Origin of the sequence: Streptomyces swartbergensis (genome assembly GCF_002148965.1) — a bacterium.
GTDB lineage: Bacteria > Actinomycetota > Actinomycetes > Streptomycetales > Streptomycetaceae > Streptomyces > Streptomyces swartbergensis.
Map to the genome: position 1 here is coordinate 1 of NZ_NGFN01000273.1, position 11,685 is coordinate 11,685.

Here is an 11,685-nt window from a genome sequence, read left to right on the forward strand (position 1 = left end):
GTTCCGTACAGCCCCCCGCCTACCACCGTCCGCCACGCGCGGCGGACGTACGGTCCCGCGGCGATGCGTCACTGCGTCCGGGGCGCCAGGGCCCCGATCACCCGCTCGACGTCGTCCCGCCACGCACACAACTCCCCTTGCGTGGGAGCCAGCTCGTACCCGTGGTAGTGGCAGGCCCGGCTGAGGCCGGCCCAGGTCGCCGACCAACGGCGGGCCGTGTCGGGGTCGGCGTAGGACTCCAGGCACAGGGCCTGGGCGTGCGGCGGGCAGCGGGCCAGCTGCGGTTTGCGGGTCTGCCAGTAGCGGCGCAGGGCCTCTTCGAGCGCGTGGCGCAGGAGGAGTGCCACGGCGCGTGGCCAGACGCCGGTGGTTGAGGCGGTGGCCGTGCCGAGCAGCTGGTCGGCGCCCGCGAGCAGTTCCTCGGGGGTCGAGGTGGGCGGCGGCGGAGGCGGGAGAGCAGCGGGGAGCCGGGGTGGGCGCGCGGACGGGACGGGTGTCGCCGGGCGGATCGTGGTCACAGGGATCGCACCGCCTTCGCGAGGTCCGCGGTGCGGCGGATGATCTCCTCCGCGTCGTCGACGGGCACGGCTTCGTGGGCGCCCTTGTTGCACCACCGGAGGTGGTCGGTGGCCTGCTGGCCGTAGGCTCGGGTGAGGTCGGTCATGGTCTCGGCCACCCGGTCGGTCTCCCCGTAGAGGGCGAGGGAGGCCAGTTCGGTGAGCTTGTGGGCCTTGGCGATGCGCTGCTCGATCTCGGCGTGCGGCAGGCCCGTGCCGAGGAGCCGGCGCCGGGCCGGTTCGAGGAGGGCGGCCTCCAGGGCGGTGCGGCACAGGCCGGGCAGGACCCGGGCGGCGACGTCGCCGGGCAGGTCTCGGGTCCTGGCGAGCGCCTTCGCGTCGTGCAGGGCCTGCTTGACGGGGTCGTCGCCGGAGCGGACCCGTACGGCGGAGCGCTCGCGGCGGTCGACGGTGAGGACGGTGGCGGGCAGCCGCAGGTACTTCAGGGCCTGCGGTAGGCGGGTGTCGTGGGTGAAGACGACGACCTGGCGGTGCTCGGAGAGGAGGGCGAGGACGCGGGCGAGGCCGTCCACCTTGGCGGGGTCCATGGACTGCACCGGGTCGTCGATGACGAGGAACCGGAAGGGGTTCTCCGGCAGGAAGGTCCGCGGGAGGAAGAGAGACAGAGCGAGGGAGTGCAGTTCCCCTTGGCTCATCACGCCGAGCGCGGGGGCGTCGATGTCGTCGACGGTCACGTCGAGGGCGACCTTGCGCTGGGTTGCGGAGCCGCTCAGGCGGACCGGGCCGAGGGCGACATTGCTCTGCTGGCGCAGGTTGGACCAGATGCGCTGGGCGTCCTCGGCGATGGGCCGCATCCGGTCGGCGCGGATCTCGTCGTGGGTGGCCTTGAGCCATTTCTGGGCAGCCTTGACGCGGGCCAGGTGTGGGGCCGCCTGCTCGGCCGCGTGGGCCTTGTCGAGCCAGGCGGCGAGCGTCCGCGCGGCGTCACGCCAGGTGTCATCCTGGTCGGCGAGGCGCCCCGCGGCCTCTTGGCGGGTGACCCGTGCGGCGTCGGCGGCGGTCCGTGCGGCGTTCTCGGAGGCGGACGCCAGTACGGCCGGATCGGAGACCGTGCGGCACCTCAGCCAGTCGTCCCAGGCGGCGGCGATCTCGGACGGCAGCCAGTCGGGAGGCGGGACGGCCAGATCGCGGACGGCCTGCGCGGCCGCGTCGAGTTCCCCGCGGGCGGTGAGGACCTGCTCGGCCTCGGCGCGCAGCCGGCGTTCCTGCTCGGCGGCGTCCCGTGCCCATTCCTCGTCGATACGGGCCGCACCGCCGCACACCGGGCAGGTGTCGAGGGCGGGGTGGGCGCGGTGGTGGGCGAGCGCGCGGGCGAGGAGTTCGGCGCGGCGCAGCGCGTCCTCGGCTGACGTGCCCCGCAGGTCCTCGGCGGAGGCGATGGCTTCGCGCAGCCGGGTCACGGCCGTGGCGACCGCCTCGGTGTCGGGTCCGGTCAGGGTGGAGCGGCGGCGCAGGTCGAACAGGAGGGACTCGTCCGCCACGCCGGTCCCGGCGGCCAGTTCGGCCGCTCGCGCGAGGTCCGGGCGCCGACCGCTCAGTGCGGTGTGGGCGGCCGTGGCACGGGGGTCTTCGGTGCTGTCCAGGAGAGCGAGCAGGGCGGGCAGTTCGGCCTTGGCCGCCTTGGCGGGCGCCTCGTACTCGCGGGCCAGCTCGCGCAACCGCTTGTCGGCGGCGGCGAGTTGCTCCAGCCCGAGGATGGAGGCGACGGCGTCGTACATCTCGCTGGGCCTGCCACCGATCACCTGGCCGAGCTCGGAATACGACAGGAAGGGGCGGTAGGTCGCCAAGTCCTCCTGCCAGCCGAGGTCCGGAAGGGGAACAGGGTCATGGCCGGGCCGGTCGAGTTCGGCGGTGCAGTCGGCGACGTCGTCCCCGTGCCAGGTGCGCAGCACGGTGGCCGGCTCGGGGTCGCCGTCGATGCGCAACTCCACGGCGACCTGTGGTACCTGGCCGTGGTGGAGGTTGCGCCAGCTCTTGCGCCAGATGTCGCTGCGGCCGCGCCAGCGGGCGTTGTCGCCGGTCAGCGCGATCTCGACGGCTTCCGCGAAGCTCGACTTGCCGGAGCCGTTGCGGCCGGTGACCAGGGTGAGTCCCGGACCGGGGGTCAGGGGGAGGCGTGTGGTCCGGCCGATGCCGCGGAAGCCGCTGACCGTGACGGACTGCAGGTAGGCGCCCGGCATGCGGCCGCGTACCGAGGCCTCGTCCTTGACGGCGGTGAGCAGGACGGCCCGGGTCTCCTCGTCGAGGTCCGAGTCGGCGAGCCGTCCGTCGATGAGGTGGGCGAGGGTGCCGACGGGTGGATCGTGGGCGGGCGGCCCCGTGGGAGACGCGTCCGGTGCGGGATCGGCGGATACGGACATGACGGGACTCCCGTGGAGGCGACGACGGCGAAGCGAGTGGCCGGGCAGGCCGGCGGCGACTGAGCGGCAGGGGACACACGGGTGCGGCGGAGTGACACGCGGACCGTGAGCCGTGCGCTGTCGATGACCATAGTCCACACAAGCCCAATCATGGAACTCTTTGGAACTTCATGGAGCACTTTGGTGTCAGATCGAGGCGCGATGCCCCCGGCCCGCACTCACAGTCGCCACTCCTCGGCGAGCATGCCCAGCAGCTCCTCCTGCCTGGCCTTGAGCGACTCGGGGGTCCACTCGGCATGCTGGAGCACCTGGCTGGTCAGCGCGAAGGGGACCACTCCCCCGCGTCCGGTGAAGTACTTGGCCCTCTTGGCGGCGAAGTCGTAGTTCTGGGCCGCCGAGTTCTTGGCGCGGTTCAGTAGAACCAGGTTTCCCAAGCGGTGCGTCCACTGAGCGCGCTGCTCCTCATCGAACAGCTCGACCCACTGCGAGTCGTCATTCGGGCTCTGGGGCAGAACATGCTCCACGGTGATGAGCGGGTGGTCGTACGTCACCCCCTGCCCCCGGGCCAGCAGCTCGTCGAGGCGCAGCAGAACGTACTTGCGGATCCTGCGGACGAGATAGAGATCGCCGTCGAGCAAGGCAAGAGTGTCCGCCTTCTCGTCGTCCCTCAGTTCAAGGGCCGGGGAGTCGAGGCCCTGACCTTCGTCGAGCTGCCGGAGCAGCTCGGCATAGCGTGTGACGCGGGGGGTCGTGTAGACACGTCGGATGAACATGCTCGCCGACAGGCGCTCCAAAGCGCGCATGAACGCGTCGAGCCATGCCGGGTCGTTCTCATGGTGGCGCAGCGCCCAGAGAGCGGCCGGTCGCCAGTCGTAGTTGTCGATCTGATGGAGCCTCCTGAACCAGGCGTTGACCGCCTCCGCGCCCGAAGCCGACTCATAACGAGCCTCCTTGATCTGAGCGTAGGCCTCGGCATATGGCCTGACGACGTCACGGACGAACGCCTCGGCCCTGTCGGGGAGGTAGTGGCTGAGTACCTGCCCCGGGAACTCCTTGAGCAGCTCCTGCTCCGCTCGCTTCTTGGCGAAGATCAACCGCAGATGGAGGAAGAGTTCCGCGAAGTCGTCGCGCCCCAGCATCTCCTCTGCGTCCTCCCAGGTGGTGGCGCACGCCTCGGACGCCTCCGCGTCGAGGTCACCGATGATCTGCGACTTGAAGATGTCGGTGGGCGACAGGTCCAGGCCGCGGGAGTTCATGACGCTGAAGATCCGATGGGCGCTGTCGAGGTCGGGAGTACTGACGACGACCAGGAACGTCCGCTCGGCAAGCATCTGTGCCAGTTCCAGCCGGCGCTCCTCGGTCAACGTGATGAGGCTGCGGTGCAGGACCGTCGCGTTGCGGAGGATGGCCTTCTGTGCGTCGGTCCGCAGCGTGTCCTCCTTGAGCGCCAGCAGCGTGTCCACCGCGCCCTTCGTCTGCACGTATTTCTCGAAGAAGTCCGCGTCGCGGTATCGCAGGGTGAGCCGTGGCCTCGGGGCGAGGCCACGGATCTTGGCGCCGGGCTCCATCACCAGCCGGTCGAGATCACCCCGCAGTTCCGCGTCCTCGGTGAGGTCACGCAGGACCGACAGGAGGATGGTGAGGGTGGTGAGCCGCTGCTGGCCGTCGATGACGTCCGCCTGCGGCGCTCCGCCGTCCTTGACGAGTACGACGGATCCGAGGAAGTACGGCTCGTCCGTACCGCGGTCCAAAGCCTCCTGCAGGTCGATCAACAGCTGGGACGCCTGCTCCTCCTGCCAGGCGTACGGTCGCTGGTAGTCGGGGATCTGGAAGTCGTAGTCGCTGCTGAACACCTTGTGCAGGGGCATCTCGTGCGCCTCGAGTTTTTGCATGCTCAGATGATGACGGAAGAAGGGACTCAATCGTCCCAACTTGCCCTTTCACAGCGGCCCTTACGAAGAGGTCAGCTGCCCCGGGTGGCCGAGGTGGCAGACGAGTCGGGCTGTACGCCGGGGAGTGCCCTGCTCAGGGAGCGATCGCGAGCGACCAGTTCAAAGGCCTCGCCCGGCACCTCCGCTCCAAGGCCTCTTTCAGCAATGCCAGAGGGACGTTCGAGGCACTTTTCGCCGCACGAGGCGACGAGCCACCAGATCAAGCCACTTCGGACTCTTCCGCATTGCGCCTGCAACGCGAGGTACGGAAGGATGTTCGACGGACTGTGAGTCACACGTGACGTGTGAGTACGCTGCAGTGATCGCACAAGGCCACTGCGCAACATGCCTACGGGGGTGGGTTGATGAAGTTCGACATGGGGTCGACGACCCTGTCGGAGCTCGGGAAGAGCACCGTCGGCTCGAGTGAGGATCTGGGCACGCTGATCACGTGGCTGATCCAGTCGGCGGAGCCGTTGGAGGGGAAGTTCAACGGGGCGGGCAAGGCCGCGTTCGACAGGTTCAAGCTGCATGCTGACGAGATCACGGATGCGCTGAACAGTTCGCTGGGCGCGATCCTGGGCGGTCAGTCCGGCATGGACACCGCGTTCGGGACCGGTGACGTGGAGTTGGAAGACAACGCCCACCAGAACATGGGTGCCGCCAACTTCGACGCGGCCCGCTTCGGCGCACGGTAACCACGGAAGCGCGCAGGCGCCCCTCGGCCGTAGCCACCTTCACCGTCACCGTTTTCAAGGGGGAATCCGACCATGGGTCAGAACCAGGACCGCCGTTCGTACGACACCGGCGCTTCCAGCGAGGTCCAGATCAGCCTGCACGCCGTCATCGGGCAGCTGGAGCGGGTACTGAGCGACCGCGACCGCGCGGTGAAGGCCGCGATGGCCGACTTCACCGCGGACGGCGTCGCCGATGAGTACCACGGCAAGGAGAACCGCTGGCACCGCGCCGCCAGCGAGGTCCGCGAGATCATCCGGCTGGTCCGCACGACTATGGAGCAGAACGACGGGACCGCGCAGACGACCCTGGCCAAGGCACGGGCGGCCGTCGACAACATCGGCTGACGCCGGGACGCGCAGCGGTAGCGGTAACAGGGAGAGGGAAGCGGGGGCTGACGCATGCCGGCGTGGGACATCTCTCCGTCCGGGGTCCAAAGTGTGGTCTCGAACGTGAGTGACGTCATGAAGGTCCTGGACGAGATCGTCCAGGCGTACTCGGGTGACGTGCAGGGTGCGGCCACCTCGGCCGGGACGCTCGCTCCGGGTGGGGCGGGCGGAGAGCACAAGGGGCAGACCGGGTTGGTGGCCGCCGCCCTCGCGGAGTTCATGGAAGGAACCGCGGACGAGCTGAAGTTCATCGGCGTGCGTGTCGGCAAGTCGGTCAACGGCGCGGTGGAGGCCACGGTGGCGTACCGGGACGGGGACCTGGAGATGGCCGCGGAAGTGCAGCGGCGTGCGGCCGGACTGGTCAGGCCCGACATGCCGGACGGCTGGAAGGCCGGCCGCCTGTGATCAAGCCGGAGTCCATCCCGCTGTTCACCGGCGATCTCGCCCAGCTGGAACAGCACATCGACGCCCTGCGGGACGAGGCGGACGGCATCCGCCAGGCCGGTGGGGAGGCCCATCGCCAGTTCCAGGGACTGTCGGCCTTCTACCAGGCGCCGGAGGCGGAGGATCTGTTCGCCTCCACGACGCCGGTACGCGACGCCGCCGACCAGTTCGGGGACAAGGTCTCCACGGTGGCCGACGCGCTGCGGACCTACGCGGCCGAAGTCGCGCCGATCGCCAAGCGGTTGGAGCAGTTACAGAGCCAGGCAACCACCTTTGTGGCAGGGCTGAAGACCAGCAGCGGGGAGTTCGACGAGAACTGGACCGACGACGCGGACAAGGTTTCGGAACACCAGGCCCTGATGCATGACGTGGCCGTCGCGCAGGCGGCGTTCACCGCTGCCGAGATCGCCTGCAACAACAAGATCACGGCACTGGTCGGCGGCACCCAGTACGTGATGAACACCGGGGCCAAACAGTTCACCCCGCGTGGCGCGGAACTCTACGGCTACAGCGCCGAGGTGCTGGAACAGGCCAAGGAACTCCCCTGGGGTGCACCGGTCACCCAGTCCCACGACTGGTGGGACCCGGACGACCTCGGCTACTACGCCAAGAGCTTCTTCTGGGACGGGATCATCGTCGACAACGTCTGGGGCACCGTCGACGGCCTCGCTACCCTCGCAGGGTTCCACGGCTCGGACAGTGCGGGCCAGGCCTGGGAAGGCCTGGTCCGGGCGGTGGTCGGGGCCGAGACGTACCTCATGGAGTCCGGCGGCCAGAAGCCCACGGGGGTCTTCGCGACCGACTTCGCCCAGGACAGCAAGGAGTACGCCAAGGAGTTCGCCAAGGGCTTCGTCGCCTGGGACATGTGGGAGGAGAACCCGTCCCGCGCCGCGGCCACCGTCGTCTTCAACGGACTCACCCTCGGTGTCGGCCCGCTCAAGGCCGCTTCGGCGGGCAAGGCCGGCGCGGCGGCCAGGACCGCCGCCACGGTCGCGAAGGTCGGCGAGGTCATCGACCCGGTCGGCGCCGCGGTCAAGGTGACAGGGCATGCCATTCCGAGAATCGCCCAGGTCACGGAGAACCTGCGCGGCGTGAACAACGTCCCCGAACTGCGTACCCCGCACAGCGTCCTGGAGTTCGCCGACGGCACCGGGCGCTCCGTGCTCGTCCTTAAGGACGGTGAGTTCGTCGTCCTTAAGGACGGCAAGGTGGTCAGCGACGCTCCCCTGCGGGAACGTTCCCTCACGCCGGAAGCATCGCCAGTGAGAGAGCGGGAACTCGCCGGGGTCAGTGCGACATCACGTTCATCGGAGGTCGCCGCGCGTGCGGGGGACAACCTGTCACCGCAGGCCAGACTTGAAACGTCGGCGGGCAATGGCGGAGGAATATCTCGCAGACCCGGGGACGCATCCAGCGTGGGTGGAGCCGCGCGTGCTAATGACCCTGGTACACATGGCCCAGGTGGCGGAACGGTTGGGAACAGCCACGTCGGCACCGGCTCCGGCGGGGGCCAAGGCGGTGGCCTGGACGACCTTGGCCGGGCCAGCGGTGGAACGCTCGACAACGGACTGGACGAGGTGGCCGGGCCGCACGGCGACGTCACCGGTCAGCCAGCGGAGGGTCAACGCCCCAGCTTCATGGGGGACGGGACCAACCCTTACGGATCTCGGGGAACGCTCACGCGGGAGCAGATCGAGGAGATTCAGGTCTACCGGGCCAACCATGAGCCCGGGTACCTCAAGCAGTACTACCGGAAGAACGGCACGCGCCTGGACCTGGAACTCCACGACGAGAGCGGGTACACGCCGCCCCAGCTCACGCGGCTGTCGGACAGTGGTCCGTGGATCCGCGCCAAGGACGCTCCCGAGCCGCCCAAGCCGCATTACCGCGATGCCGGCTACATCCGCGTGGCTGCGGACACCGTGACGAGTGCGGACCGGCTCCGAGTTCTGCAAGACGCCGCGTGGGAACGCCATGCCGCCGTCCAATACGACAACCTCGTCGCGGACTGGAAGGCGCAGACGGGCGCCGCCCACCAGCTGCACGGCACCGTCGACACGGCCGCGCAGTGGGGAGAGGCCAAGGGGGCGTACAAGGAATCGCATACCGCGATGGGGAACGCTACCGAGGCGTTCGGTGAAAAGGCCGCCGAGTATCACTATATAGCCGAAAACCATCCTGACTTCGAGAAGCAGACGCTGCTTGGACCGGAGAACGGCAACGACCAGTTCGACCAGGTGTGGAAGCACGAGGACGGTCGAATAATTGTCATCGAGGCCAAGAGCAGTCCCGATACCGAGCTGGGCCGACGAACGCTACCAGGCGGCAAGCAGGTCTCTCAGGGGAGCAAGGAATACTTCTACGACATCCTTGCAGCCATGGAAAAGCGTGGTGAATACGACCTCGTGGACGACCTGGAAAGAGCACTGGACGAGGGAAAGCTGGAGTACGTAGTCGTCAAAGGTGAGAGAAACGCGGGCACGTACACTGGTTACAGGTATCGACGGTTTGACATCAGCAGGGGGACCCTTCCGTGAACGTACAGATCTCCCGGCATGGGCTCCCGGCGGACGCCGACGCAGGCCGGCTCAGTGAGCGGGTGGCAAAGCGAATCGACCGTCTTGAAGAGTCAGCAGGAATGATCGACTTTGCGTTCAACACTGCTGTCATGGCGCTGCGCGCCCACTGTGTGACTGATCCGCGAGCAGCGAAGGCGGAGACGTGGGACGCCGCAGTGAACGCGATGCAGCTGGGCTCGGCGCTGTTTGCCGTGACCGGTGCGAGCGAGGGGTCCGTCGAGTGCCGTATCAACTACAAGGTGCGCAGCCTTCAAGCCGTCGGTCCGCTTCCGACGGCCGACGCGGGCAACTGGCTCACCGCCTTCTGGCTGGCGGCCATCTGCCGCGAGCCGCAGCGCATGACGCAGCTCTGTGAGATCCCGCTGGACCGGCTGCGATCGCCGGAGGGACAGTACGACGAGTACATCTACCACTGGGTGGACACGCTGCAGACGTACTGGCTGCGGCGGCCCGGGCTGGTGGAGAAGCTCACCGCCACGTTGCAGACCTCGAATCCTTCCGTGGCACGCATCGCACCGCGCGACCTGCTCGATGGCGTGCTCTATCCGCCGATCAACCTCTTCTACCACCTCGTTCGCAACGACCGGGAGGGCTTCTCCCCGGCCCTGATCGAGGCGCTGAAGCTGCATCAGGCGTACTGGACTCTGACCGAGGAACGGGCGGCGGACATCGACGGAAGCATCGCCCTGGGCCCCCTGGCGATCGCTTGCTGGGCCTATGACGGGGAGTTCCCCATCGAGGTGGAGTCGGAGTACCTGCCCAAGCACCTGCTCCAGCACAGCTGGCTCGGCGAGTTCCCGACGTGACGGCCCAGGACTACGACAACCAACTCCTCGAGTCGGTGTCCGTCCGCCGCCGTCGCCTCCGCGACGCTCTCCTCTTCGGGGCGCAGCGGCAGCGGCGGTCGCTCGATGAGCGGGTCGGAAAGGCGTTCGCCGGGGTGGTGATCGCGGCGGTGGTGTGTGCCGGGTGTGTGGGGTGGTCGTTCGTGTCGCACAAGGTCATCGGGAACAGCCCGTACGGGGCGCCTGTGCCGTCCTCGGGTCAGAGCTCACCCACCACTGCCGCCCCGTCTGCCTCTTCTTCTCGGTGATAGGTTCGAACGCGTGACATCCACGGGGTCCTTGAGTCGTTCGGCGACCAGCAGCCGTACGGCGCTGAGCCGGATCACCCTGGTCGGTGAGCGGCGTCGGGTCGACCTCGTCCTGCCTTCCCGGGAGCCCGTCGGGGTTCTGCTGCCGGAGGTCATGCGGCTCCTCGGCGACCGCGTAGGCGACCGGCCCGAGTTGCGGCATCTGGTCACCCCGGACGGGTCCGCGCTCGCACACGACAGCACCCTGGAGTCGTCCGGTGTGACCGACGGGACCGTGTTGCGGCTCGTGCGGGTGGAGGATGCCCCTTCCGCGCCTGTCGTCCATGACGTCACCGACGAAGTCGCCGACGATCTCGACATGCGGGTCTGGCGGTGGCGGCCTGCGGTGCGGCGCGTCGTCGCCGCGTGTGCGACCGTCCTCTGGGCCTTCGCCGCCGGGCTCCTGGCCCGGGGCCACTTCGCCCTGTCCGCAGTCGGCGTGGGGCTTCTCGCCGTCGCCGTGGGATGTGCCGCAGCCGGTGCCCTCCTCGGGCGCGCCCGGCGGCACACACTCGCCGCCACCCTGATCGCCACGGCCGCCGCCCTGGCCGTCCTGTCCACCTGGACCTGCGCCGATGCCTACGGCTGGGACGGTGCGGTGCGGCTGGCGGGTGTCGCGGCGGGCGTGGCGCTCGCGCTGTTGCTCGCCGGATGGTTCACGCCGTTGGGGCGCGGGGCGCTGATCGGTGCCGGGGCTGTCGCCGGCTGCCTGGTGGTGTGGGAAGCGGCCCTCGGGCTTCAGGACGGGGCGGGGACCGCTGCCCAGCAGGCCCGGGTGGGTGCGCTGCTCGCCGTCGCCTCCGTCGTCGTCCTCGGGATGCTGCCGCGGTTCGCGCTGATGGCGTCGGGGCTGACCGGGCTGGACGACCGGCGTACGGGTGGGGCGTCGGTGAGCCGTTACCAGGTGGGTACGGCGCTCGCGGCCACCCATCGGGGGCTGGTGCTGGCCACCGTTGTCCTCGCCGTCTCCGCGGGGGCGGCCGGCGTGCTCGTCCTGCGTACGGTGTCGGTGTGGACGGTGCCGCTCGGCGTCGTCGTGATGGTCGTGCTCGCCCTGCGGGCGCGTGCCTTTCCGCTCACCGCCGAGGTCGTGGTGCTGCTCGTCGCGGCGGCCGTCGTCGCGGTGCGGCTCGTCGCGCTGTGGGGGGACCACGCCTCGGCTGTGGGACCTGTCGCCGTGCTCGGCTTCCTCGCTGTCGTACCTCTGGTGGTGCTGGCCGTCGAGCCGGCCGAGCATGTGCGGGTGCGGCTGCGGCGGGCCGGTGACCTGCTGGAGTCGGTGGCTGTGATCGCCCTGTTCCCTTTGGTGATCGGTGTGTTCGGGGTGTACGGGCGGCTGCTCGGCACCTTCGCGTAGGGCAGGGTGACCGGCATGGCAAGGGGAGGGGACTGGCAGCGCGACGTACTGCGCGAGCTCACCGACGGCAATCCGGACCCGGCTGCCCCCGCTGTGCCGGAGGAGTGCGCAGCCCAGGCTGCACCCGAACCGCCGCAGCCCTCACTCCCGACTGCCTCCGCGCCACCCCCGGTCCCCCAC

At 69.2% G+C, this 11,685-nt stretch carries 10 protein-coding genes; 7 read left to right on the forward strand and 3 right to left on the reverse strand.

What is annotated here, in order from left to right; translation table 11 throughout:
- Nucleotides 1-68 precede the first annotated feature (68 nt).
- The 3 genes from CA983_RS32105 to CA983_RS32115 all read right to left on the reverse strand — a co-directional run bounded on the left by CA983_RS32105 (nt 69) and on the right by CA983_RS32115 (nt 4,830).
- Nucleotides 69-518, reverse strand: a complete 450-nt coding sequence (locus tag CA983_RS32105) for a hypothetical protein (RefSeq protein WP_086604311.1) — start codon at nt 516-518, stop codon at nt 69-71.
- Entirely contained in the window at nt 515-2,938 is a 2,424-nt protein-coding gene (locus CA983_RS32110; protein ID WP_086604312.1) for an ATP-binding protein, read from the reverse strand. Before CA983_RS32110 ends, CA983_RS32105 begins: the two co-directional genes overlap by 4 nt.
- Before the next feature lie 218 nt (nt 2,939-3,156).
- Nucleotides 3,157-4,830: a DUF262 domain-containing protein gene (locus tag CA983_RS32115; RefSeq protein WP_086604313.1), complete on the reverse strand. Its 1,674-nt coding sequence runs from the start codon at nt 4,828-4,830 to the stop codon at nt 3,157-3,159.
- Nucleotides 4,831-5,234: 404 nt separating this feature from the next.
- Here CA983_RS32115 and CA983_RS32120 point away from each other — a divergent pair, with 404 nt between their 5' ends.
- The 7 genes from CA983_RS32120 (at nt 5,235) to eccD (ending at nt 11,505) form a co-directional block, all read left to right on the forward strand.
- A complete protein-coding gene (locus tag CA983_RS32120; protein WP_086604314.1) occupies nt 5,235-5,567 on the forward strand; it encodes a hypothetical protein in 333 nt (110 codons plus the stop codon).
- A gap of 72 nt (nt 5,568-5,639) precedes the next feature.
- Nucleotides 5,640-5,951: a pore-forming ESAT-6 family protein gene (locus tag CA983_RS32125; protein ID WP_086604315.1), complete on the forward strand. Its 312-nt coding sequence runs from the start codon at nt 5,640-5,642 to the stop codon at nt 5,949-5,951.
- A 54-nt stretch (nt 5,952-6,005) separates the two neighbouring features.
- A complete protein-coding gene (locus tag CA983_RS32130) occupies nt 6,006-6,398 on the forward strand; it encodes a DUF6507 family protein (protein ID WP_279628486.1) in 393 nt (130 codons plus the stop codon).
- Nucleotides 6,395-8,974 carry a hypothetical protein gene (locus tag CA983_RS32135; protein WP_086604316.1) on the forward strand — a complete coding sequence of 860 codons (2,580 nt, stop codon included), beginning with the start codon at nt 6,395-6,397 and terminating at the stop codon, nt 8,972-8,974. Before CA983_RS32130 ends, CA983_RS32135 begins: the two co-directional genes overlap by 4 nt.
- Entirely contained in the window at nt 8,971-9,822 is an 852-nt protein-coding gene (locus tag CA983_RS32140; protein ID WP_425276489.1) for an immunity 49 family protein, read from the forward strand. Before CA983_RS32135 ends, CA983_RS32140 begins: the two co-directional genes overlap by 4 nt.
- A complete protein-coding gene (locus tag CA983_RS48360; RefSeq protein WP_086604318.1) occupies nt 9,819-10,109 on the forward strand; it encodes a hypothetical protein in 291 nt (96 codons plus the stop codon). The genes CA983_RS32140 and CA983_RS48360 overlap by 4 nt, the downstream gene beginning before the upstream one ends.
- A 31-nt stretch (nt 10,110-10,140) precedes the next feature.
- Complete coding sequence (gene eccD / locus CA983_RS32150; protein ID WP_086604319.1) at nt 10,141-11,505, forward strand: type VII secretion integral membrane protein EccD; 1,365 nt, start codon at nt 10,141-10,143, stop codon at nt 11,503-11,505.
- Nucleotides 11,506-11,685: the final 180 nt, after the last annotated feature.